This is a genomic window from Mojavia sp. (assembly GCF_059505145.1).
The window spans coordinates 1-24,225 of the sequence record NZ_JCACKA010000117.1; the positions used below are offsets into that span (position 1 = coordinate 1).

A 24,225-nucleotide genomic window follows, 5' to 3' on the forward strand; every position below is an offset into this window, starting at 1 on the left:
CTGCTCGTGGTGTGTGACGGTGTGACGGTGGTGTGGGGTGATCGCTCCTCACATCATCCTTTATCTAAAAAAGAATTTTACAGCGTTCATTTATGCAGGATTGGATAGTCCGGTAGTGCTTGGGAGTAATTTGCTTAGTAGACAGTACCCAATTTTTTAAATCTTGTAAAACTTCATTGGCTAACTCCGAGTAGGTCAACGCTTTTATAGGAGCGCCATGAAGTATAGAAACTCCTTCTAGAACCGCTTTCATTCCAGGAGAACATCTGTCGCAAATAAACCATAATTCATACTTCCGCCCAGTTTGAGATTCAGCTAATTGGACGTAGCGTTTTAACATGACATCTCTAAATACGCTACCTGTAAGTTCCCCAAGTTTGCATTCACCTAGAGCACGCCTCTTGTCGTTTTCAAGCCAGAATTCAAAATCAGGGCGGCGATGATCAGCAGTACCATCTTGACAATCTAAAAAACTTTCTGAACACCACTTCCAACGTTCGGTTTTGTAAGGAATAGGGAGAAGCCCAAATAATACACTAAGTGCATCTTGCTTTTGAAATTCTGTTACTTTTGACTTTTCAGTATTGGTTGGTGTCGATACTGTGGTTGTTTGACGTGGTTGTCGTGATGTTTGAGATTTATTTTGTTCAGGATTAATGGTGGTATTTAAATCAGTTGCCATATCAGTTCTAGGGTTTTTAACTTTGCCGCTACCTGTTCGTAAAGTTCAGGCTTCCTATTCATAGATTTCCCTAGATTTTCTACTGAGTAACTTTTACTTTATTAGCAGATGCAAGTACTAAGCTTTAGAGGACATACGTTCCAAAGCTAAATTATAAGATCTGTTGAGGCTTTTAAATACTTCAGTATTTCCACCATTATCAGGGTGATGACTTTTAGAAAGCTTACGGTATAAAGCTTTTATCTCCTTAGTATTTTGGCAGCGAGAAAAATCATCTTCAAACTCATCTGTTTCCGAATTTGTCAATTCCTCAAATTCGTAAGTTTCGGGATCGTCTTGCTTCAAATTTTCGCGTTGAGAACGAAATTCATTATCAATATCATCTAGTTGTTTTATCCAATCATCATCAGTTTCGTCACTAGGTATATTCTTAAATATTTCGTCTCCAACTTTCACTAATTTAAATTCAATAGAGCTTAAAACTAGTTTCCAGTCAGCTATTGAGCGCAGATTGTGTTTAGCTACGGACGGTGCTGCCAGCAGCACATAAGCTTTTTTTGCTGGCATTCCGGTTTTGGCAGTAAAATCTTCTTTGAGTTGTTTAAGGCTCATCTTAGTTGGTTCAATATTAGTGGGGACATTACATAATTCCCCAAAAGCAACCGAGACTTAACATCGCTCTGCATTCTAGCCTTTCACTACTAACCGATTATCATCTATGGACTCATCGCCTTGGTTTAGCTATTGATTGCTGGCTGCAAATTTCAGCATAAATAGCCTTAATATTATTGAGGCTTAAATGCATCTTCAGTCACTTATGAGGCAACAGATTGAATCTGAGGGCTTTCATTGAAATTAACTAAACCTTTTCTCAGATACTTATCGTTAGCGTCTCGTGTTCTGATATCTTTCACATCAATTAGTACAATTTTTTGACTTTTAAGTAATTCGCAATGTTTTTTATTGAGATGAATTCTTTCACAGATGTTAAGAATTTCATCGGGATTCTCTGCTTTAATGATGGCTTTGCTTTCGGCTGGTATGAATGTAAGCTCTACTGAGCTTTTTAATCCGTACAAAACAAGAGCGCTGTTTAATATAGCCTCAAGTTTCTGTTGTTCCAATTTCTCCAGAGAGACTGCCTGAGCTTGTGGTTTTGGCTCTTGTGGCGCAGGTTGCTGAGGAAGATAAGCCTTAACCCTATCAACTGTCTGTTGACCATAATCAACCGCCTTCTCTAACCGTAACTGCCAGCGCACCGGAAGCTTATTCAAAAAATCCACATCTTTGTATTCTGGTTTGTCTTCGATGATTTTTTTATCTAAGAGTTCAAAAATTTGCTCGTCATTTAAGCCAACCATCTGCAATGCGCGAACTCTTGCCAATTCCTCAGATTTTAGTTTATCCCAGGCCCAACTAATTATTAGGTCTATTCGGCGATTTTCTGTATCTTGTTCTTGAGTAAAGCTACCATCAGCATTAAATTGTTTTTTGCTTTCCCATGCGGCGATCGCATTTGTGACATCTGTGTAAGATTGAGCATTCCTAAATTTCCCAGCCAAGCAATTAACTAAATAATCTTCGTTTACCCAAGTAATTTTTTCCCTTTCTTTTACTCTCTCTGGGTCTGCATATTTAGCTTCTAGGCACTTGAGAATAGCTAGGCGATCCGGAGAGTTGAAATGTTCATAGTCAAAGGTATAGTGTTGAAGTCTCTTGTTGTCTGCTGCTAGTTTTTTCTCTGTAGCTTTGAGTTTAATCCCAACCCAACCCAAAATCTTTTTAGTAATTTCTATGATTTCTTTACCATCTTCTCTTGGTTCTGGCATTTTGTTAATGCCTAGTGCTGCTTTAAGCTTTTTATTTGACCTAACTTTTTCAATTAATTCCGTAATTTCTGGCGATTTTTTATGGAACTCTTTACCTTGCACTTGAAACTCTTCAAGTGAATTTAGCTCGGTTTTTATCAGAGCAATGCAAGGTCTCTTAAGTCCAAGTAATACACCAAAGTTAACGTCTTCTGCTGTTACTGCTCTATTAATTGAAAAATTGTGAATTTTAAGAAGTTCATCATAATGCTTAAGTAAAAAATATCTATCATACTGTTCTACCGTTTTAGGGTTTGCTATATAAGTTTTAAAGATGAAGTTTGCTGACCAAGTAGGGTCATTTTCTATGCCTGGTAGTTGATTTTTAATTTTATGCTTTTGTACAGCATCGCGTTGTTTTTTATTTAAGTCCTGCCTGCGGATTAAACGCTCAAACTCTTCTTCAGACGGTAAGTCCTCAGCATTAAACCAGTCTTGTGATTTTTGAATTTGTAACTCTTGTTTGACTTTTTTTTGTTTATTTTTTAACCCTGAATCAATTACCATAGTTTGTCTTTCAACATTATGCCCTTTCTCTTCTAAGCGAGTACTTAGGCATTTTCTGAGGTTATCACGCTCAAAATTCTCTATAGCAGTAATCCAGTTACTAAACCCAAATATTTCATCTTTTTTACAAGCATTGCAAGTCTCATCAATTAGGCTTGCTGCTAGTTCAGGGTTATCAGCTTGCAATAAAACTAACTCTCTATTTAGTTCTAATCTTTCATTGTAATTGCGCTCGATTGCTGATGCTACGTACCCATTTGGAAGGTAATCTTTTCTAATCATCGACCTTTCAGGACAGAAAATATAATGGGGTATACTTTCATCCCTATTCCTAAATAAAGATTGTAGTTGCCCATTGGTAGGCAAGACTCCATAAAATATTGATATCTTGCAATTCCACCATCCTTTCGATGTACAGCTGATGCCAGAGTTACCTGTTGGGCTGAGTAAAAAGACTTCTGGCTTGTGGATACCAAAATATTTGTCCGGGTTTTTCATACACTCTCGCGCCCAAGGCTCCTCTATGGTATCTGCGTTAATTAAGCAGAAACTTTTACCTTCAGCCTTGAGAATTTCAGCCAAAACATTAGTTAAAGTTTTTGAATCGCAAAAAACAAATGGACGTACACCTGGTTCTAATATGAGTTTGGTTAATGGCGTATTGTCTCTTTTGCGCTTGATTTCTGACTCTTCCTCTAATACACCATCCACAAATATGAAGTTGTGAGGTGCAATTTTGTAAGTATTTTCTACTTTGTAGACGGTCTTATTTGGTGCGATTTCGGCAATTAGGTCTACATAGATGTCGGCTAAATTACCATCTAGCAAGAAAATGTTTTTACACTGCCTTAACGATTTTTTGAAAATCTTGATTATTTTGGCTTGGCGCTCTTTGAGGGTTCCACCTTGGATTAAATGCAAAATTACTGAGCAGCTTTCGTCGAGGATAATATTGACATCTTTAAAGCTCTCACGCGCAGCATCTATCTTCCCATACGAATCTACGCAGTATAGGAGGTTCGCTGAAGCTTCTTCTGCCATGTCTTCATCTTCGTTTATGTGATAAAGATTTATATCGAAATCATCCTTGCCACGCTCGACAATTTGAGCAATTAAATTATTCCTGTAATTTGGCAAATGACAAGGAATGTCTGATTTTTTGATAATGGACAAAAGCCAGTTAGTTTTACCTGTCCCCATGTCGCTTTTGATTGCGAGTATGCTGCTGCCTGCTGGTATCCCTTCAGGCAGTTGAAACTCTGGGGTATTGATGCTGTAAAACGCTTTACAATTCTTACTGCTAAAAGTAGTTGCCTTGTTTTTCCAACCCCTGTAGCTTTCCTCTTTATAGGCTTCCTTTGTGTGTTCCTTGGTTAGCTCCTCAAAACTTATAGCCGAAATAAATTCAATTTGGCTATAGTCTTCAAGCTCATCAATATCCGCTTCCTCTTTGGTAACCTGCCCCCACCACGCAAATGAAACAATATAACCCTGCTTTTCAAAAAAATCAGCCTCTTGTAGCCATTTAGGTGCTACCTGCCGATTTATGATATCCCCAGCATCGGGACACAGCACAATTTTCTTTGCTGCATCAAAATGCTGCTGAAATCTTTTAAAATGCTCTGGGCTAGAGTGCCAGCTGCGTCCACCGCCAGCAACAGTTACGCCTTTTTTATTGTGTAATATCACAGGTTTGATTTCTGAACCCTCTGTAACCCAGATTTCATCCCCAGTCCCAGGCAGGAATGCTAGTGGCAGCTCTCCATTAATATGTGCCCCTAGACCATGAGGATTTTTGCCTGTGCAAGAAGTTGCCCAGTAATATCGACCCCCCTCTTGAACGTCCGTTTTTCTGACCTTTAGCCCAACTATTAAATTTCCTTGGAAGATTGGGCATAGAATCCCAGGCGGAAAAGCGTTGAGAGTTGCCACGTTTGACTGTACGTTGATCACCCCTGGCAGGGTAAAAGGGAATTGCCCCAGCACTCTGGGAAACTTTGAGGTAACCGATCTATACATCCCTGTGTCTATCTGCTTGTCCGTCAGCCCACGCTTCTGGAGATTGGCGAGATCGCCTGGGGATAGCTTGAATTGTGGCTGGCTCAGGATTTTCCTATATAAAGCATCGCGCAACTCTACTGGCAGTTCAGGTTTGCTCTGCTTCTTTTTCTCAGAGGCAGTTCTTCTTTGTGGACTTTGCTCTTTAGCGGCAGTTGTTTGTGGACTTTGCTCTTTCTCAGAGGCGTACTGCTGCCTACGAGCGTGTACTTGAGCTAGTACCCATGTATGGGTTGTGTGGCCTTTGGCATTGTCATTGACGCACACATATAAGCCTTCTTTATCCCATTTTTTATACCCTGCTGAATTTCCGCAAAGCACACCTTGCTCTTGATTATTTTTAGTGCGGCATTTTCCCGAAATATCGCCGCAGATGGGGCAAGGATTGTGGCGATTTGTTGGGTGGGGTTTGTCACTTGAAGATTGGCTTGAGTACTGGATTCCTCCAAGGTTTTGATGTATACTACTTGTAGTACTTTTTAATGTTGAAATTTTCATTGGGCTGTCCATTTCGTGGTAGTTTGGACAGCCTCATATTTTTTTATGACAGATTCACTAAAATAAATTAGGATTTAGATAAGAAAAGAAATATTAGTTGTTGGGCTGATTGCCCAGTTTTCATGCAGCGATTAGTAGTCGTTGCTTTGCGGGACTTATCTTGTTAGCAAATTTGCTTAGTGAGTCTGCTCAAAAAATGAGGCTGTGTGTAATCGGCACTTTTTTTTGCCGATGAATCAAGCTTATAGCGATCACCTTTATAAAAACAAGGATTGGTCTCAACCTTGGAAATAGGTTGTTAAGTTTTCGTTACAAACGGTTTCCATCCTGCACCTTTCGCACCAACAAACAATTCTCCCTTTTCAACCTTGTGGGAAATCAAACGTTTTGGCGGCTCTGGCTTGCGCTCTTGCCTGCAAGCTTTAGAGACCAGATCACCAAGCCTAGCAATGTGCCGATTTAGGTCTCCAAGTTTATCCGATAAAGTGGAATCTATGGCAGAGTATTTGGTAGCTGTAACCAGCACAAAATGAAGATAGAAGCTTTTTGGCAATCCCTTTTCGCAGGGTAGAGATTTAAGTTTTTCTATGTCTTGAGAATCTAGTTTTGGTTTCCAGCAAGTGTTTCTAAGGATTTTAGCTTCTTGCTCAAAGTCTTTAATCTTAAAACAGTATCCATTCAGAGACTTTCTGTAGTGGTTGTCAAATTCTTCCTGAATCAACCACAGAAAATATTGTGTTTCAGATCCTGGATAATTTGTAGCTACTTGCTGAGAAAGGTGGCTTAACTCCAATTGAATAAACTGCCAAGAGCTTTGTATTAGTCCAAACAGAGAATTATAAAAGTCAGCAAGATAGATTAAGCACTTGTAGTCTATTTCGTCAATCTCTCCCGCCTGCCAAGCTGCTAAAGCTGGATTACCACCACCACCACCGAATTTCGCTTTTAGCAACTTACCAAAATAAATAGCGAAATTCCTTTGTTCAAACCATGATTCTAGTAGGTGTTGTGTGTTGGCATATTTGAGCAATATCGTACTTGGCAGTCGGGATGACAAATCTTCGATTTTCTTAGAAATTTCGCTACGTTGTCTATTTTGTAAATTTTGTGAATTGCGATCGCTTCGGTTGGCTATCATGGTGTAATTTCCCTACAAATGGGTACTGAATAAAATAATTTATCAGATATTATCATTAGCTACTTCTCAATTAATTGACTAATAGACTGTAAAAATTTGGCGTTTATTTCCTAGCTAGGCTAAGATAACTGTAGCAAATTTCTAGTATTAATAATGATTACGAAACCTTCTACATTTCCTATTAGCCAAGTACAGACTGAAATCGATACTCTTGCGGCTACCGCTGCCCAATTCTGTAAAAAGAATCCTAATCATGCTGGGAGGTTAAACGAGTATGTTGGGGATGCTATAAAAGCCCTCAAAGCCTACAGCAACAATACTTTCTATAATTCCTATGATCCTCATTTTTTAGAAGAAATCTCAGGTAGTAGCTTTACTAAAGAATCTATAGTAATGATTTTGGAGAATACTGATATATCCTCTGATAAAGTTTTAGTGCAGATTGAATCTATATTAGATAATCGCATAGGCAGGAAAGATTTTTTGGTAATCAGAGACGTAGAATTGGCTATCAAAAATCGTGGTAATGCTGCAACTTTAAATATCAAAAATTCACTTAGATGGCTGACGGATATTATTGAAATCAAGCATTCTCACCTCAATCCACAAAATAGTTTTGCTCCAAACCCAAACACAAACCTGTGGGATATGTAACCACGCTCCATCTTCCGGTTTATGATTGGCAGTGTAAAACCTGCCAATTTTTATTGTGAAGTTGTGCGATCGCCTAAGTTCACAATTGAAAAACGAGTAAGTAAAAAGTAAGAAACTCTTTGCTTAACAATCAGTTACGTGCTTATAGGATAAGGGTTTTGAGAGCCAATGCTGTTCACCCTAGCTGCGCGGTCGCACCTATTCAGGTTTTCTAATAATTTGCAGCAGAATAGCTTCAAGTCGGTCTAAAGCGGCGTTTATATTGCGTTGGTTTTCCTCAACATTTCGCTGATGTTGCTCAAAGTTGCGCTCGTGCCGTTCATGGCTCTCGTGTAACTCTAGAAGTACATCATCTAAAACAGCACTACGAGCTAACACGCGGTTGGTATTCTCAGTTAGATCAGCGATCGCCTGAGTATTTGTTTCCTGCTGCTGGGCTACGCGGTTCAAGCTGGCGTTGGTTTGTAGTAGTAGCGCTTCTATTTGGTCAAGCCGACTTGGTGTGTCTTGCGGTGTGTTGGTCATTGTCCCGCCTCAATCATCTTGGCTAGTGATTCGGAGTCGAAACAATCCAGATAGCTGATCATTTCCCGAAATTGCTGATATTTCTCTTCAGCATAGCTATCTGGTGTAAATCCTAGTACTTCGCAAAATTTTATGTAGTCGGATTTCCAGGCAAAGGTATTCAGCGCAGTTACAAAGTCACTGACGGCCCCCACTGTATCTGGGTTGGGCGATTCAGTTGTGTTGGTGGTTTGGTAAGCTTCAGGCGATTCACTCATGCAGCCCCCTTACCTTGATCAGGCGAAGGGGGTCTTTGTAACAGCTTGCGAGCTTCTAAAGCTTCCTCAATCAAAATTGCTGCTGTCTGGCTCTGAGAGCGTCGTTCTGTCCCTGCTAGGTTTTTGACAAGTTCGTAGACCTCATCAGTTAGCACTACATTCACTCTTCCACTCATGGTGTTGTCTGTGTTCATTCCTCTACCTCATGATACGCTTTGTGATTTAAAAATGGTCTAACACTTCTTGCGTTAAACGTGTCATTAAGTTTATGATGACACAGAATGACACAAACATCACATCGAACCGAACCGCAACAACTAAAGCACTAACCAAAAAATCGCACTATGACAAATCAAATACTTTCTGTGATTGAGGTACAAGCCACAGAAGTAACAGAGGAAACAAGTATCGAACCGCAAATCGAACCGCAAATCGAAGCTGAATCGAAACACGAGAGCCTATTTGATAGCTGGGTGCTATCATCTGTAGCGCGGGAACTGACCGGACTAGATAAGTCTGCATTTCAGCGCTCTATCTCTGGCTTGATTGAAAACTACAAAATCCCCGTAGACCTTCTACGGCGTGGTGAGGGGAAAAATACACAGTATTCTGGCTACGCTTTGGAACTGGTAAAGGCTGCTAGAAGTGCTGATAAAAATAGCATTGAGAACCTCTTAAAATTCTCCCCAAAGCCAACACAACAGGCTAATTGTTCTGCCCTAGCAACTGTCAATAAAAACAATCAACTGGCACGTCAAAGCGATGCTAAAACCGTTGAGAATTTTACTCAAGCCAAACAAAACCTGAACACTGGAATGCAGAATTGGCGTATGTTAGGCGCGTCTTTAGCTGCCAAGGTGAGCAAGGAAATCAAAGCTGGCTTTGCAGAGCAATTCAACTCTGAGATGCAAGATTTAGGCGTACAAGCTCAAGATGTTTTCGAGTTGGAATAAACCAATGAGACTCACTGTTAAGAAGCACCATGAGCAATTCAAGGAGATGGCAGAAGAGATTGATCCCGTGATAGCTCGTTTAGCTGGCTTAGTTGACAATTTTTAAGCAACTGCGATCGCCCTGACAAAGTTTTCGCAGTTGCCTCTGATCTACAACCCAAAAAAGGATTGAATTAATGAAAATTCTACTCTCATCCGCGCTGATTGTCGCGCTACTTTCTGCTGCTTTCCCATCGTTAGCGGCGAAGCAACCATCAAAGCAACCTCTTCAGACAGAAAAACCACAGCAACCACAGCAGCCAACACCACTGTATAGAGGCGTTAGCCGCCGATAGCCACAAAAAAAGGGGATGCCTTGCCAGTATCCCCTTCAGTCCTTCGTTAAATCCGATGAGAATTTTTACTCCTGAATGATAAGCCAGCTTCCTGCCGATAAAAACAAAGATTTAACCATAGTTCATCAAATTGACGAGTGATTTTATGGACGAATTATCAAGCCAAATTGAGGATTTAAAAACCGATGAACACGAGTTAAAGCAAGTGCTTGACCAGCACGATTTAGACGCATCTTTAGAGCAAGAATTTAACGCCATAGATGCTCAGTTCCGCAAACTCGAAATCGTCTACCAATCGCTACTTAATACTAGGAGATTCTTAAAAGATGGCTAGATTGAACAACGCAAGCAAAGCCGCCGCCGAAACAGTAGCCGAGAAAATTGCTAAAGGTGGTAAAGCAACGACACCACAGACTAGCAATGTTGTGCAAATGCCTTCACTGGCTACCGATGTCAAGGGCAATGTGGCTGTAAATGTTCCCGGTTTACACACACTAACACCCGATTTAATTCCCGCATCCCTGCCACAATTCCAACAAACTGATTACCGCATCAGTGACCCTTTAAACCCTCCTGAAAATTTGCCGCAAGCCACGGAAGCACAATTTAATTCAGGTATGGCTATTTACGAGGGGGCACAGCGAGCGCTCAAGTTAACAGGTGCGGCATTCGACACAACCCGCGAGAAATTTACCGTCATTGGGAAGCAAGCTAAGGCAATTGGTGCTGGCATCATAGCAGCTACCGAAATTGAGAAAGTCAAGGGTAACTTTCTTGATTACCAAACCCAGTTAGAAGTAACTCAACAAAAAGGAATTACTTTTGATGTTGCCCAAACTAAAACGGTAACTGATAGAAACATTGCCATACATACCAAGACTGATTTAGCCGAAAAGCTAAAACTTGCTGAAATTAAATCTCAAGAATCAGCAGCTAAAACACTCTTAGCGCAAGGCAAGTTAAACGCTTTTAAACAACAGTTGGGCAAATATTTGTCTAATTCTAAGTAACAAAAAAGGGTATCTGTTTTGCCCACAGATACCCAACATTGTTAAAATCGGTAGGATAATAATATGCAACTATCAAGCAAATATCAACTGTCTTTGGGTACTGGCGCACTCGGCATTTTTGCAGGAATAGCGATTGCCTTTGGCACTGAGCTTCGCTCAATCGCCTCTGGAGGATTCAGAGATTCACTGGCCAAAACTATCAGCATTGCTGGCGGTGCTGCTATCCCTGCGATTTTCGTTACTCATTTGGTTGTCGATACGCGGGCCACTCGCAAAATTAACGAAAGCGAGCGACACGCTAGTAATGCCACTGCAAGCCTTAATAAAGCTAACAAAGAACTAGAAGACAGCAAACTAAGGCTAACCAATCTCACACGGGAATTAGAAGCATATAGGCAGGAATCAGAGAAGATTCAGCAACGGCTACTAGACCAACTTGAACAAACTAAGCAGAATTTGTTGGCGGTTGAGGGCGATCGCTCCCGTGCCGAAAAATTAATTGCCCAACTACAAGGCAGCATTGAGGCATTGGAGACACAAGCCAACAAGGAAAAAGAGCAAATCGATTACCTGACAAGAGAGATTCAACATTGGGAATTCAATTTTTACTCGTTGGTAGATGCGGAGTCAGATAAAAAATTCAAGGCTGCCAGAGCTAACGAAATTCAGAAGATTTTTGATGAACACGATGCCATCACCCAGGAAGCTATGGCACTCTTGCGCCAATTACAGAATTGGGGTGAGAAAGTTGCTTACGGGCACAACAGTAAGCGCGAGATTATCAGGAGCTTGGCAACTGCCTACAACGGGAATTTAGATGAGATTAATCAGGCGATCAATAAAGAGCGCTCAGGGTATCTGGAACAAATCGAGTTGCTCAATGAGAAAGTAGGCAGGTTACAGCAAGAGTTAGCAGGCGAACTAGTAGAACCGATTTATGGCGATTTTGGCTTTGATATCAATGGGAAGATTGCCAACGAGTTAGCCAGAACAATCAATCTTGAATTGCATATCCCATTGGCTGTTAAAGGCTTTCATGCCAAGCCTGACGGTGTTGTAGATATTGGTTTTGGCTACTCACGGTCAGTTTTACCACAAGCGATCGCTGAAACTATCAACAAGCATTCTCTTGCACTGGCTAAAAAGCTGAGGCTGTTTAAAATTACCAGCGTTCGGAAGTTAGAAATCACTGATTGCATTGTCGTAAGTTTTAGGCAATCGCCAGCGGTCAAGGACGATGAAATTAAGCTCATGGTTGGTAGTCCTGACCAATTCATCAGCTACATCACCTCACACCCAATTCGATATCGGCTGATAGCAGATCCGGGCGTTGGTAAAACTCCAACTACTGCGGTAATGATTAGTGAAATACTCAAAACTGGATGTACCAGAGGCAACACTGGCAAGGGTGAAAAAGTACCAAACACTCTGGTTACTGTTAGCTATCCCGGTGCTGTTGGTTCCCTCAAAGATTCCAATTATCCCCTTGATGTTTTCCTTCAGTATGGTGACACAACCGCCGCTATTAAATCCTTTGAAGACTGCCTTGACGATGGTAAATATCGCGTTCAGAATCCTAACTTTGCAGCCAACTACTTTCAAATTTGGGTATGGGATGAACTTGATAACACTCTCAATTCTTGCAGTGAGCCATATAAAGCAGGCGAGAATTTAAAGAAGATTCTCAAACAGTTTGGTCACAACAACATAGGCTGGATTGTTAGCGGTCAATCGGTCATGACTAAACAAATCCCAGGTTTCACTAATGATGATAGGAGCTTGTTTACTGAAATTATCATTGGCATTCCTAAAATTAGACATTACTTAAACACCTACGGAAAAGGTAAAAATAGTGAGTCTAACCTGGCTAAACTTACTCGCAATTTAGACGCAATTGAAGATTACATTGAGCATAAAAACGAGTTAGTAACGGATGATGCCAGATTATTGAGGGTAGCTTTAGTAATTGATGGGCGATCGCCTAAGCTTTACTTTTTACCTAATCTTGATCAAGTTGCTTTTAACTATCAAGAAATAGAGTCAGTCAAGCGACTGGTAAGGCTTGCCAAAACCTCTGGCAAGACTGGCAGCAGTCTGGTAAGCAATGCCTCAAACCTAGATACAGCAAGCACTGGCGCAATGGCAGGCTTGCCACCAAAATTGACTATGGAGGGTAGCTGCCAGAATGGTACAAAACCACACTGCCCCCACTGCTATAGCGCAAAATTAAAGCTACAAAATGACAACAGATATCGTTGCTTAGACTGCAAGAAACGTACAGTTACCAAAAAGATAATCTCCAGGAATTAGGAGTAATTGAATTGTTTAAATATCATTACAGCATCGCGGTCAATCTATATAACCTCGATGATGAATTAGCAGAGCGCCTTTATGGGAAAAAATATTCTACTGTTCTCTACTTAGATACAAACAATAGATTGGCAAATGACGAGATTTTATCAATTCGTACCATTAGCGGATCTTTTTCATGGCTAAAAATAACAAAAATCGTTAGATACCAATTCCATATAATAGATAACAATAGACTTGTTGAAATGGACATGACGCAAGCAAGTTACCAAGAGGATAGACCAATCAATACAACAGATGAAGTCTGGTTTGATTGCAAGGCTGATGTTTTGCTATTTTGGGATGATTAAATTTAATTTTTCTTACCAGTACTGAAATTGTGATTTCCCCGGTATCAAATCGTTGTAGGCTGTGGATCGCAGGGTCTACAGTCTGACAATGAAAATCAACAGGCACGGACGCGCCAAGGTTCTCACTCAGCAGGAGATACAGCTAATTTTCAGTCACGGGCTGCATAATGACCGCGATCGCACTTTATTTGGTGTCTGCCTGTTCAGTGCCGCAAGAATCCGCGAAGCCTGCACCCTGTTGACCGAGGACATCTACACACCCAAAGGACTGGTTAGACCCAGGCTGATAATTAGGAAAGCGAACACTAAAGGTAAACTAGCCACACGCTCACTACCAGTAATTGAAGACTTGCGGCAGTTGTTGAGCGACTATTATTCAATAGCTGGTGATGTTTATCTCTTTCCCGGTCGCAGTGATGGACACATCAGCGAGGACTCAGCCGCAAGGATATTGAGAACAGCTTGTAAGGAAGTAGGGATAATTGGCGTGAGTACCCACAGCTTCAGACGGACGGCATTAACCCAGATGAGTAATGCAGGTATTCCCTTGAGGGTGATTCAGGAGATATCCGGGCATCGAAATTTAGAGCAGTTGCAGAAATACCTTGAGGTTAGTGATGAGCAGGTGTTAGGTGCAGCGGCGAGTTTGGCGATGTTATCGCCTGTGACTAGTAATGGTGTAGAGCTAGAAGGAGACGAAAAGCAAGCAAAGGTTTACTGAGTACCAAGATTCATGGGATGGTAGATACCTTGCTCAGTCGAGGATTGCATCGATAAATAAAAGTACAAAGTGATTTTTTATTTGTTTTTTAGCTCTACTTCTGTGTAAATTTCTGATTCGGAAGCATTCTCCGATTAGTCTTACTGGTTTAAGACATCTTTCCTGTGTTGTGGTGCAGCAGCTACCGCAGCGACTTCTGCCAGTAGCTCCTGAGAGACCCCCATCTCCTTCAAAGTTTCCATCAAATCCTCTGCTACCGCATCAAAGTGTTCGCTGTTTAAGCCTTGCTTTTCCACCAAATCTTTGTGAGCTTGGCGCATATAGCGACCGTTATATTTATCAGTTCCGCCAAAGGCATAAGTTAGAAAATCTTTCTGGTGTTTGCGTTGCTTCACCATATCCACATCGGCAAAAAAGTGCTTGATGCGGTCATCCTGCAAGACTCGCTCGTAGAATTTGTCAACTGCTAAATCAACAGCATCTGCACCGCCCAGTTTTTCAAATAAAGTTGCCATAATGTTTCAACATTCAAGAACCATAACTGCATAAAATCATAAATTCGCTGATTTCAAGTAAAAGTTCATAAACCTTCTAACTGTTGAGTTTGCACGTCATAACAGCTTCGCCTGATATACCCGAATTTAATGGTTATGGGGAAAATGTCGGGAAATATAATTATGACGACATCTTTTGAAACAGGCTCACAGTAAAGATTAGAAGCGTACTACACAGGCTTGCTTGCTACGGTTTCCTAAACTCCATTTGGGCGAAGTGGTCTTGCAGCAGTTTGTGGATGAAGCGATAGCGGCCACCGACGCGTTGGAGGAATAATCGCTCTGTGCAGTAGTCGAGGAAGCGGGCGTAGTTCCAAGGGATGTAGCCTTTGCAATAGAGAATGAGGCGTAGGGTGAAGTGTTTAATAACGGGTGTTCCACTTCTAGGTATCCCCAGTAATAATCCCAAAAGTAACCCAGATATTAAGCTAAAAAATAAAACTTCATTTGAAGTATTATTTTGTAGAATTCGTTGAATCAGAAAGATTAATATTGTAGAAGGTAAAAATGCAAAAGCTGATAACTTAAATGTATTTTTGGCAGATTGCCAAATCCCTTGGTTAGGAATAGTTTTATTTTCTATTTCTAAACCATGAAATCCAAAAAGCAGCCCTCCAATCAGCCCATAAAGTAGCCCAAAAAGCAGCCCAAAAATCGGGCCATAAATCAGCCCAAAAAGCAGCCCAAAAATCGGGCCATAAAGCAGCCCATCAAGCAGCGCAAAAAGCAGCCCAAAAAGCAGCCCAAAAATTAGCCCCAAAATCAGCCCATAAAGCAGTCCATAAAGCAGCCCAGAAAACAGAAAATTTTTAAAATAATGATAAGAAAATTTTAGAATTTCAACTGCTTCAATTTTATCTCCAATCACCCCCAAAATCAGCCCAAAAATTACCCCAATAATCACCCAAAAAGGCAGCCCAATAATCACCACAATAATCAAATTAGAAATTAGCCCTCCAATCAGCCCTCCAATCAGCCCAAAAATTAGCCCTCCAATCAGCGCTCCAATCAGCCCAATAATCAGCCATTTTATAATGGTTTTGTTAAAAACATTATATCTAATTAAACCTATATTTTCGATTTTATACTCTATTGTCTCACCAAGTAAACCATTAATCAGCCCTCCAATCAGCCCATAAATCAGCCCAATAATCAGCCCAATAATCAAATTAGAAATTAGCCCAATAATCAGCCCTCCAATCAGCCCATAAATCAGCCCAATAATCAAATTAGAAATTAGCCCAATAATCAGCCCTCCAATCAGTAGTTGTATAATTCCCCAGACAATTAAATTATAAATAACTTTAGGAATTCTAGTCTTTAGCAAATTAGGCTGTATTTCTTCAATCAAAAACTCAGTTTTCGATTCTAAGAGCATGTGTTTAGCTAACCAAACCAGCCACATTCGGGTTCGTTTAGCATTAGGAGGTTTGTTTTTCAAATATACTCTACTGTTAATATTCCGTGTTAACATCCGCACAACATAGGCATCTAATAAATACTGAATCCGGTCTGCTGCCGAGTCCAAATTCTGCCATTCTTCAACAGATATTTCTTGAGATATTAAAACAGTAATGCTGAGTAGCAAAGGAGTTTTTACTAACTCTAATAGGTCTAAGTCACTACTAATGGTTGTCCATAGTTTTGCATATTTAATACTGCTTAGATAATCACAAATTTGATTATTAGTTAAAAGCTGTAAGTAGATAGCCCCATTAAGTTGCAATTGAGTAGCGTAGTTACTATATTCCTCGATCCGACTACAAACAACTAGATAAAGCGGTCTATTTTCGCCTGCTAAAAACTGATTAATTGCATGAACGCAAAGTTCTTGACGCTGTGGCTCAAGTTCATCTAAACCATCAAGCAATGGTAGTAATTGATGATTATTTACCCACTCTTGACCGAGTTTTGTTGAGACACCATATTTAGATTTGAGTTCTACCACCAACCAATCAGTTAGGGATTGTCGTTCATCTTTCCAAGAAGACAGGTTGAATAAAACTGGAACGGGATAATCAGGCTGTTCTTCTGCACGACTAACTAAAGCTTGAGCCAGTTCTAATTGTGTAGTGGTCTTCCCTGACCCTGGCGCACCCAGTATTAACAGTTTACCTGCAATTTCTTCCGAGTCAAAAACTTCTAAAATTGTTGTGGTATTTGGGAGAGGTTCAGGAGGTCTTTGACCAATTTTTATCTCAGCATCCCAAGGTCTTGTTACTTGCTGCGGTTGTGACTCTTTACCTAAATTAATCAGCACAGCATTGTGTAGAGATTGCCTTAACCGTGCAGTCACTTCTTCCTTGACTGCGGCTAGTAATATCCGCTCGTTCTTTGGTCGAGCCGGGTTGCCAACTGGTGTTGTTGTCTGGCCACCTAGAATATTAAAAATATTTTGAAAAACATTACCTTGAATATAGTCGCCTTCAATCCGTTCGTTATAATTACCTCCTTCAGTATTAATATTACGATTTTCAGGCGGTTTCTGCTCTTCCATATTCTTATATGAGCTAATTTTAAAACCTACGGGTTGCTAAACTATGAACTTAGAAGTTTGTTAATCCAGTTTCCTTAATCTTCTGCTTCTACTTCCTGCCAACCTTTGATAGCACCAACAATAAAAGCACCTGCTGGGTTGTCAATCGCTTTCTCTAAAGCTGCTAACCCGCCTTCTTTAGCTGCATTTATTGCACGTTTTTTTAATGTTGGGTTACTTTCAATTCGATTTATGGCTTCTGCCGCTACTACCATTTGTTGTGATGTAGTAGTGGTTGGGTAAGTCTGCTCTAATTGTTTTAGTAATAGCTGAATCTCGACAGCAGCTTCAGCAAGGCTCTGCGGTTGTCCAGCCGCGTAGTAGTTACCTTGGATATAATCGCGTTCAATGCGCTCGTTATAGTTGCCGCCACCTGTGTTGATATTGCGATCGCCAGTCATGTTTGTATCTCCTTGAAATACTTTGTTGTTATCGCCTTGAACATTGTTGAGGTTGCCATCTATAGAACCGCCAACTGAAAATCCACCTTGATTGTTAGTCATAGTAGCTACTTGTTCTACGTTTGAATAAAAACTAGGGCGTTGTAGCGCCTGAGTAACAAAATTTTCTAAACTACGAATTCTGCTATCTTTTTCTGCCATCAATGCTTTTAATTCTTGCTCTGCTAATGCTTTAAGTTGATTATAAATTTCAAAATATTCTGCACTCAGTTGGGACTTGTCAGCCGTCGCTGCGGTTTTGGCACGAAGTAAAAACTTATCTTCACCTCGTACTTCCATACCGACAATTCGCAAGTCAGCATCAGGGTGATTCTCTGCCAAATGCTTAAAGGAAATTGCGATCGCCCTTGGGTCAACACCTTGATTATGGTAGAGGTCAAGGGTGTCAAAAATTGGTTGAATAAAATCCCCAAACTCTCCATCTGCAAACACTTCCTTATGGTTATCTGGTTTGCGAAGTGGGTCAGGGTTTTCTTTTGTAGGGAGTCGCATATAAACGTATTCACAACGCACTCCATTAAATTTGGTGTCAGTGGTAATGCCCCAATCTTGAATATATGCCCCGGTAAGAGTAGCGCCTGTGAAATCAGTTCCGTTAAGTTGTGCTTGGGCTAGTTTCGCCCTTGATAAATTTGCGTCTTTTAAGTTGGCTTGGCTCAAATCTGCACCAATAAAACTGGCATCTACCAAATTGGCTTGTTGAAAATTTACTCCCCGCAAGTCATCACGGTCAAATTTCTTTTCTTGTCCCTGGCCTGTTACCAGAATTTGACGTAATTGTGTGTTCTGAAGGTAAGTTGTACCAGGGCGAATCAGGTCAAGTTTTTTAGTTTTTTTGAAATAAGTACGAGTCAGATTAGCGTTTCTAAAGTCTGTACTTTTAAGTGTGGCTCCTTTGAAATTAGCATCAGTTAAGTAGGCATTGCGAAAGCTCGTACCACCACTCGCTGCAAAAGCAACAGCAATGTTCCGAATAAGGGCGTATTTTTCATCTGCTTTCATTGCTCTCCAAGCAATGTAAGCACTAAACAAAACTTCGGCTACGGCTACGGCTCCGGCTACGGCTCCGGCTCCGGCTCCGGCTACGGCGAAGGCTACGGTTACGGTTACGGCTCCGGCTCCGGCTACGGCGAAGGCTACGGTTACGGCTACGGCTACGGCTCCGGCTACGGCTATGGCGAAGGCTCCGGCGAAGGCTCCGGCTACGGCTACGGCTCCGACTACGGCTCCGGCTACGGCTCCGGCTACGGCGAAGGCTATGGCTACAGCGAAGGCTACGACGAAGGTGAAGGTGAAGGCTACGACAATGGCTGAGTTGAATCCTTGGCGAAGGATAACTAAAAAGGCAACAATTATAACTATTAAGCTAGTCCAGCTTAGAACCTGATTTTGTAGACTTGAAGTCTCAAATATAGCCCTTATCAACAATCCAACGAAAGCTAAGAAAAATCCTGAAACTCCAGACAGCAACCACGAAACACAAACTAGAAAAATAGCCCAATGCTTTTGCAGCCCAGCAGTAGCATGACTAAAATTTGCACCTGTTAAATTAGCCCCTGTAAAATCTGCACTACGAATATCTGCATAACTAAAGTTTGCACCCTCAAGGTTTTGACCTTTAAAAGAACGACCTCTGAGATTTTGACCGGAGAAATCCTGGGGCATAACTTGCCTAGCAAATGTTCAGATTTATGCTCTGATACACAAATGGTATGCAATTTCCCGATTATAGAAAAATATTGCACTACAAATCGTCATTAACTTAAAGTTCGCCAAACTTCGCCAATCACTGATACTATTTTGGCGAGTTTCGATATTTGGCGAGATTTATGAACAAGCAGGAAGCAGCAGATTTTATTGGTGTCAGCGTTCGTGCCCTTGAGCGTTATGTCCAGCAAGGTAAAATCAGCGTCAAGTACGAGAAAGGTAAAACCAGACCGACCGCCAACTTTGACGCTACAGAGCTAGAAACCTTTAAAGCAGAACTGAACCAGCCAACGATAAAACCAGCCTTTGAATCTCGCCAAATAGCGACAGAGCCACAGCCAGACACAGGTAAACTCAGGCATAACCCTGGCGAGGTTGCGAGATTTGACGAGGTTTCGGGATTTGGCGAGATTGATGTAATTGAAAAACTATCTGGAATCATAGAAGCTTTACTAGGCAAAGGTGACAGTCAGCCATTAGTACCCATTGCAGATAAATTACTGCTAACCATTGCTGAGGCACAGGCTTTAACTGGACTGTCTAGGGAATTTATCAGAGATGCGATTAACTCAGGTAATTTAAAAGCCAAACAGATTGGTAAAAGCTGGCGAGTTAAGCGCAGTGATCTAGAACAATACGTTGATAAGTTGTTTTAAATCTCGCCAAATTGCGACAGTGTGAAACTCGCCAATAGTATAGAGCAGGTGTAGCCATTTAAATAAGTATAGTTATTTAAAACGGTGTCCATATACCCAAGGTAAACCCATACAAGTCTTAGAGAGTGCAAGTAACCTATGCCTGGACAAATTAGAACATACAAAGCAAGGAACTTACAGAAGATGAACTTGGACTATTAGAAAATGAATTACCTTTATTTATGCGTATGCTTAAAAGCCAAATACTGGCAGTAAAAATAGCTAATAGTGATGAAATTGATAATGCCTAAAGAAAATAAGCGGCATAATCCAATAAAAAACTCCCTAAGTTGGTCAGTCAATCAGTCAGGGAGTTTTTACTTTTAAAAGGCTATAAATATGAATAATTAAACGAAGATAAAGCAAGTACGATGTTAACACAAACTCTCACACCAAAGCGTGACAACTCAAAAGTTCCCCACCATAAAATTAAAAAATGGTTGTATTCCAAGCCAGTAACTAATTGGCTATCTCAGTATTTTAAAGATAAACAAATATGTAATGATATCCTAGCGACTCTTTATGAGTTACTAATTAAATATCCAAACATGGACGCAATTGCTGCAACAAGTAGAGGCGATCATGTAGGAGTTAATACATTTAAATGGGAAATATGGGTTATCAAGCACAGCCGATTATTTAATGTTACGGTTGCTTCTGATTGTCCGCACACGATGAAAGTCGATGACTAAAGAAGTAGTGCAATCGCTTTTCTTCCCATAGTTATATCAGGCGGTCGCAAGATAAACAGCGTTTGCAGTGTCGAGACTGTGGTAAAAACTGGCTGAATTGAGAGCGATTACTTATGAGAATCTTCTTTATAGGATTCTCATAAGTAATTAAAATATTATCCATGTACAAGACAATCTATATTGACATTCATTAATTCCTTGGTTACTATCTAAATATAAATATTACAAATAAAGTAATCAAGGAACAGGGGTCTATGTCTAGAGAACTTAAAGCTAGTGAAGACCTTGAAAATACTTATGTGGCAGAGCGTGTAGCTTATTTGCTGCCGCAGTTTGAGGCTTTAGCTCCCTACAAATTGAATCAGCGTAAAAAGGGTGTACCCAACGAAGATTTACTTGGCTGGGAACGGCTAGCAGCTATTGAAGCCAAAAACTTGAAAATCAATTACCCAGATGAGCGCCCGGAAGATGAAAAGGAATATGGCACGGCGTTGAGACAAATTACGGCATTGAAAAAAGCTTTGAAGTTTGCTGCCAAGACTGATTTAAAAGACCGTGCTTTAGTGAACCCAGTCAACACAATCATTACCCATTTTGGTGAAGCTTTAAGTTATCAGTTCGCCAGCTACAAAGAGCGTCAAAACTCGCGCTATCGAGACACTGTAAAAGAACGTAGGCAGAAAGAAAACAGAATCTATATTGACTTGACCAACTCTTTAAAGTTTGCTCACAACGTTTTGACTGATATCAAAAATGATGAGGATGCTAACTGGCTTGATGTTAGTTGTGCGATCGCCCTCGCTACTGGTCGTCGTATGGCAGAGGTACATCTGTCAGCTAGTTTTGAACAAATAGATGAGTACACTGTGACTTTTAAGGGACAGTTAAAGGGTAAAAATCGCAGGGTCAGGTTGGGTGACAAAGCTGTTTCAGTGCGCGATCTACCTTTTAAGATTCCCACGCTAATAAGTGCTGATTTAGTTTGCTTTGGCTTGCAATGGCTTGATGATAAAGGCAAGCGATTTGAACCAGACGAAGACCCTGAAAGAGTTAATAGACGCTTTTCTAAGACCCTGAACGAGGCTTGTAAATCTTGGGATATCTTCCCGGCTGATGAGCGCACATATCACAAGTTCCGTGCTGCATATCTCAGAGCCGCGATTGTCAATGATGGCAATGTTGACCCTTACGACTTTATTGACTTTGCTAAGGATGTTTTAGGTGATGACGACGAAGCCACAATAAACGCCTATAAACGTTATGAAATCAAGCCTGGGAGTCTTACCCGTATTTAAAGAAATCCCTATACGAAACCTCTTGACATTAAAATACAAGATGGTTAGTATAGGGATGTAAATTAAATGCTTGTTTTAATTATGTCTAAGTGGGAACAGGTTGGGCAAGAACTAGTAGAAAAATTGCAAGGTGTTAAAGATGAGTCAAAAATTCAAAAATTAGCTGTTGCGGTAGTTGATCAAATTAGAGAGCATTACTCAGAGCCTAACAGCCGCAAAACACCATTATCCAAGGTACGCAAGGCAGTTTTAGCCGCCTTCCCTGACACCGAAACTCAAGAACATCCTTGGCAGTATTTCACCAACAAAGGCAAAGGCAGTATCGACCGCTATCAGCACTTAGCCCTTAAATATCTAACTCTTTCTACTGAAGAATGGGACGCTGTAGGTAACGAAGCTAGGCAGCAATGGAAAGCACAGCAACAGACAGAACAACAGCAATCAGAGCAACAAACAGAAATACTACAACCAGCACAAACAACTTTGAATAATATGAATATTTCACAATTGCAACTGGATGCTGAGACTCAACAGATGGTAGAAAGTGCGATCGCTCGCTCTGGGATATCTCTGGCTGATTTTGTTCGCCGTGCCTGCCAAGTTTATGCAAAAACTGTCACAGGGAAGCTAGGGCAGTATGAATCTGACTTAACTGCTGTACCTACTGAGGAATTGCTAACTAGTGCTACTTACAAAACTCATCCTGGACGTGCTGAGGAATTGACCAGACGCGCTATTTACGCACTGGAAACTCACAATAACAATTGCACCGAGAAAAGCCAGAAATGGATGATAACCCAAACTGCTATTCAATCGCTTACAGGCAGCAAACCAGCTACCATTAAGGCGATTCTAGAGCGCTATCAAACAAGGCTTGATGACCATAACAACAAGCATGAGTTAAACCCATACGACAACCGCAAGCCAGGGCGAAAAATTGATGATGAAATTGATTTAGCCGCACTAGTCCCAAATGGCTTAGATATCCTCTAAATCAATTCATCCAATCTTTATACAAACCCTCTTGTAATTATATAACAAGAGGGTTATTCTATAGATATAGAGGCAAGGGCAACCGCTTCAAATGCCCTGCCAGCCGCCACATATTTTAGGAGTTTTTAAGATGCAATCAATACTAACCGTTACAATTATTGCTCTCCCTGCTGCTTACATTGGTTTAGTTGCAGTTCAGTTTGTTTCCGGCTTGGTACAACTTTGGAATTCAGCCAAACCTCAGGTACAAGTAGAGGCGATCGCACCAGTCGTACCAGTCGCACCACAGCCAGCTTTTGAGCAATTGCCTTGCCCTTGGGATTCTGATGAATCTCTGGAATTGCTGGAAGAGAGAGTACAGAAAAATGCGATCACCTCTACTCAACTGCTGCTACTGCCAGCTAAAGAAATTGTGGTTATTGAGAAGCCAAAAGCTAAGACTAAAGAAGCTTCTAAGCCATCTGAAAACCTACAAGCCCTATCAGTGACCGAACTGAAAAAACGTGCCAGCAATGCCAAAATTAAAGGCTACTCACGGATGAGTAAAAATCAATTGATATCTGTACTGGCATAAAGTAAAAAAAAATAAAACCCCCACTGACGAAAATCTCAAGTGGGGGTTCAAAATGCACAAAAACCGGAAGTGGAGACCCGCTTATAAAGCGCGGAATTTAAGATAAAAGTTAAATAATTTATAATCGACTACATCATATCAAAAAACTTGGCAAATCGGGGATTTTAGCTCTTAAAATAGAGTCGCACTCATGATTTATTAATATGTCTGAAAACTTAAACGAAATTCAATTAAAGGCTGCCGATTTGATAGCACGTGGTTTCACAGAAATGGACGTGGCTGATATGTGCGGGAAAAGTCGCGCATGGATTCAGAAACTAAAGAAGGATGAAATTTTCCAGACAACCGTAGCAATGTTTAAAAAACAGATAGCTGAATCAATTAGAAAAGCTTCTGAAGAGAGCATTGATAACTTGGTAACTGAGTTTCGAGGTAATAGCCTTGAAACAAGCAGAAAACTAACATCTTTGGGACGAAAATATCTAGCGCTGCTTTCTGATAAAGTAGAAACAATGACTCCTGATGATATTCCGAGTAAGTTAGTCCCCAATCACCTTAAAATAGTTGCTGAAGTTCTTAAGATTTCACAAGAAATACACAAAGAAATTCTTGGCATTGATCAGTTAGTTGAAGAGTTGAGCGATATTCATAAAATGTCGGCTATAAAGCTAAACCAGGATTAATTAGCCTTCGCTTTGCATACTTTAGCAGTAACCTGTTACAAGAACACAAAAACTAATAATTCAAATAACCTAGCTTAGATATTTTTTATTCTCTTCCTATAGCTAATTCTCTGAGTGACATCTTCCTTCCAACGCCCTTCCCCACCACACCACCACACACCACGAGCAG

24 protein-coding genes are annotated in these 24,225 nt (G+C 40.7%); 14 read left to right on the forward strand and 10 right to left on the reverse strand.

Annotated elements, in window-relative coordinates; all coding sequences use genetic code 11:
• Window positions 1-64: 64 nt before the first annotated feature.
• The 4 genes from AC5JL8_RS32310 to AC5JL8_RS32325 all read right to left on the reverse strand — a co-directional run bounded on the left by AC5JL8_RS32310 (window position 65) and on the right by AC5JL8_RS32325 (window position 6,751).
• A complete protein-coding gene (locus AC5JL8_RS32310; RefSeq protein WP_495883776.1) occupies window positions 65-682 on the reverse strand; it encodes a hypothetical protein in 618 nt (205 codons plus the stop codon).
• A gap of 117 nt (window positions 683-799) precedes the next feature.
• The gene (locus AC5JL8_RS32315; RefSeq protein WP_495883777.1) at window positions 800-1,294 is read right to left on the reverse strand and encodes a hypothetical protein; all 495 of its coding nucleotides are present in this window, start codon (window positions 1,292-1,294) and stop codon (window positions 800-802) included.
• 203 nt (window positions 1,295-1,497) lie between these two features.
• Window positions 1,498-5,613, reverse strand: coding sequence for a plasmid replication protein, CyRepA1 family (locus AC5JL8_RS32320; RefSeq protein WP_495883778.1), 4,116 nt, complete (start codon window positions 5,611-5,613; stop codon window positions 1,498-1,500).
• A gap of 298 nt (window positions 5,614-5,911) precedes the next feature.
• A complete protein-coding gene (locus AC5JL8_RS32325; protein ID WP_495883779.1) occupies window positions 5,912-6,751 on the reverse strand; it encodes a hypothetical protein in 840 nt (279 codons plus the stop codon).
• 153 nt (window positions 6,752-6,904) lie between these two features.
• Here AC5JL8_RS32325 and AC5JL8_RS32330 point away from each other — a divergent pair, with 153 nt between their 5' ends.
• Entirely contained in the window at window positions 6,905-7,405 is a 501-nt protein-coding gene (locus tag AC5JL8_RS32330; RefSeq protein WP_495883780.1) for a hypothetical protein, read from the forward strand.
• A 198-nt stretch (window positions 7,406-7,603) separates the two neighbouring features.
• Here the strand turns inward: AC5JL8_RS32330 and AC5JL8_RS32335 are convergent, their stop codons facing one another.
• Genes AC5JL8_RS32335 through AC5JL8_RS32345 form a run of 3 tightly spaced genes read right to left on the reverse strand, consistent with a single transcriptional unit; the run spans window position 7,604 to window position 8,381 of the window.
• Window positions 7,604-7,930 (reverse strand): hypothetical protein, encoded by a 327-nt coding sequence (locus AC5JL8_RS32335; protein WP_495883781.1) that lies wholly within the window; start codon window positions 7,928-7,930, stop codon window positions 7,604-7,606.
• Complete coding sequence (locus AC5JL8_RS32340; RefSeq protein ID WP_495883782.1) at window positions 7,927-8,187, reverse strand: hypothetical protein; 261 nt, start codon at window positions 8,185-8,187, stop codon at window positions 7,927-7,929. The genes AC5JL8_RS32335 and AC5JL8_RS32340 overlap by 4 nt, the downstream gene beginning before the upstream one ends.
• Window positions 8,184-8,381 (reverse strand): ribbon-helix-helix domain-containing protein, encoded by a 198-nt coding sequence (locus AC5JL8_RS32345; protein WP_495883783.1) that lies wholly within the window; start codon window positions 8,379-8,381, stop codon window positions 8,184-8,186. Before AC5JL8_RS32345 ends, AC5JL8_RS32340 begins: the two co-directional genes overlap by 4 nt.
• Before the next feature lie 150 nt (window positions 8,382-8,531).
• On the opposite strand from AC5JL8_RS32345, the gene AC5JL8_RS32350 reads away from it, so the two are divergent.
• The 7 genes from AC5JL8_RS32350 to AC5JL8_RS32380 all read left to right on the forward strand — a co-directional run bounded on the left by AC5JL8_RS32350 (window position 8,532) and on the right by AC5JL8_RS32380 (window position 13,866).
• Window positions 8,532-9,140 (forward strand): hypothetical protein, encoded by a 609-nt coding sequence (locus tag AC5JL8_RS32350; RefSeq protein WP_495883784.1) that lies wholly within the window; start codon window positions 8,532-8,534, stop codon window positions 9,138-9,140.
• A gap of 176 nt (window positions 9,141-9,316) precedes the next feature.
• Window positions 9,317-9,475, forward strand: a complete 159-nt coding sequence (locus AC5JL8_RS32355) for a hypothetical protein (protein WP_495883785.1) — start codon at window positions 9,317-9,319, stop codon at window positions 9,473-9,475.
• Between the two features lie 145 nt (window positions 9,476-9,620).
• On the forward strand, window positions 9,621-9,809 hold the full coding sequence (locus AC5JL8_RS32360) for a hypothetical protein (RefSeq protein WP_495883786.1): 189 nt from the start codon (window positions 9,621-9,623) through the stop codon (window positions 9,807-9,809).
• Window positions 9,802-10,485, forward strand: a complete 684-nt coding sequence (locus tag AC5JL8_RS32365) for a hypothetical protein (RefSeq protein ID WP_495883787.1) — start codon at window positions 9,802-9,804, stop codon at window positions 10,483-10,485. The genes AC5JL8_RS32360 and AC5JL8_RS32365 overlap by 8 nt, the downstream gene beginning before the upstream one ends.
• A 63-nt stretch (window positions 10,486-10,548) precedes the next feature.
• Window positions 10,549-12,795 carry a hypothetical protein gene (locus tag AC5JL8_RS32370; protein WP_495883788.1) on the forward strand — a complete coding sequence of 749 codons (2,247 nt, stop codon included), beginning with the start codon at window positions 10,549-10,551 and terminating at the stop codon, window positions 12,793-12,795.
• An 11-nt stretch (window positions 12,796-12,806) separates the two neighbouring features.
• The gene (locus AC5JL8_RS32375; RefSeq protein WP_495883789.1) at window positions 12,807-13,145 is read left to right on the forward strand and encodes a hypothetical protein; all 339 of its coding nucleotides are present in this window, start codon (window positions 12,807-12,809) and stop codon (window positions 13,143-13,145) included.
• Between the two features lie 88 nt (window positions 13,146-13,233).
• Window positions 13,234-13,866, forward strand: coding sequence for a tyrosine-type recombinase/integrase (locus tag AC5JL8_RS32380; RefSeq protein WP_495883790.1), 633 nt, complete (start codon window positions 13,234-13,236; stop codon window positions 13,864-13,866).
• A gap of 140 nt (window positions 13,867-14,006) precedes the next feature.
• On the opposite strand, the gene AC5JL8_RS32385 is transcribed toward AC5JL8_RS32380, so the two are convergent.
• From AC5JL8_RS32385 to AC5JL8_RS32395, 3 genes are all read right to left on the reverse strand, one after another.
• Window positions 14,007-14,381, reverse strand: a complete 375-nt coding sequence (locus AC5JL8_RS32385; RefSeq protein ID WP_495883791.1) for a group I truncated hemoglobin — start codon at window positions 14,379-14,381, stop codon at window positions 14,007-14,009.
• A 226-nt stretch (window positions 14,382-14,607) separates the two neighbouring features.
• Window positions 14,608-16,917, reverse strand: coding sequence for an NACHT domain-containing protein (locus tag AC5JL8_RS32390; RefSeq protein WP_495883792.1), 2,310 nt, complete (start codon window positions 16,915-16,917; stop codon window positions 14,608-14,610).
• 74 nt (window positions 16,918-16,991) lie between these two features.
• On the reverse strand, window positions 16,992-19,082 hold the full coding sequence (locus AC5JL8_RS32395; RefSeq protein ID WP_495883793.1) for a pentapeptide repeat-containing protein: 2,091 nt from the start codon (window positions 19,080-19,082) through the stop codon (window positions 16,992-16,994).
• Window positions 19,083-19,246: 164 nt separating this feature from the next.
• Between AC5JL8_RS32395 and AC5JL8_RS32400 the strand changes: the two genes are divergently transcribed.
• The 6 genes from AC5JL8_RS32400 to AC5JL8_RS32425 all read left to right on the forward strand — a co-directional run bounded on the left by AC5JL8_RS32400 (window position 19,247) and on the right by AC5JL8_RS32425 (window position 24,056).
• Window positions 19,247-19,780: a helix-turn-helix domain-containing protein gene (locus tag AC5JL8_RS32400; RefSeq protein ID WP_495883794.1), complete on the forward strand. Its 534-nt coding sequence runs from the start codon at window positions 19,247-19,249 to the stop codon at window positions 19,778-19,780.
• Between the two features lie 410 nt (window positions 19,781-20,190).
• Window positions 20,191-20,511, forward strand: a complete 321-nt coding sequence (locus AC5JL8_RS32405) for a hypothetical protein (RefSeq protein WP_495883795.1) — start codon at window positions 20,191-20,193, stop codon at window positions 20,509-20,511.
• 254 nt (window positions 20,512-20,765) lie between these two features.
• Entirely contained in the window at window positions 20,766-21,806 is a 1,041-nt protein-coding gene (locus AC5JL8_RS32410; protein ID WP_495883796.1) for a protelomerase family protein, read from the forward strand.
• Between the two features lie 66 nt (window positions 21,807-21,872).
• Window positions 21,873-22,799, forward strand: a complete 927-nt coding sequence (locus AC5JL8_RS32415; protein ID WP_495883797.1) for a hypothetical protein — start codon at window positions 21,873-21,875, stop codon at window positions 22,797-22,799.
• Between the two features lie 130 nt (window positions 22,800-22,929).
• Window positions 22,930-23,373, forward strand: coding sequence for a Rho termination factor N-terminal domain-containing protein (locus tag AC5JL8_RS32420; protein WP_495883798.1), 444 nt, complete (start codon window positions 22,930-22,932; stop codon window positions 23,371-23,373).
• A gap of 203 nt (window positions 23,374-23,576) precedes the next feature.
• Window positions 23,577-24,056: a hypothetical protein gene (locus AC5JL8_RS32425; protein WP_495883799.1), complete on the forward strand. Its 480-nt coding sequence runs from the start codon at window positions 23,577-23,579 to the stop codon at window positions 24,054-24,056.
• Window positions 24,057-24,225 lie beyond the last annotated feature (169 nt).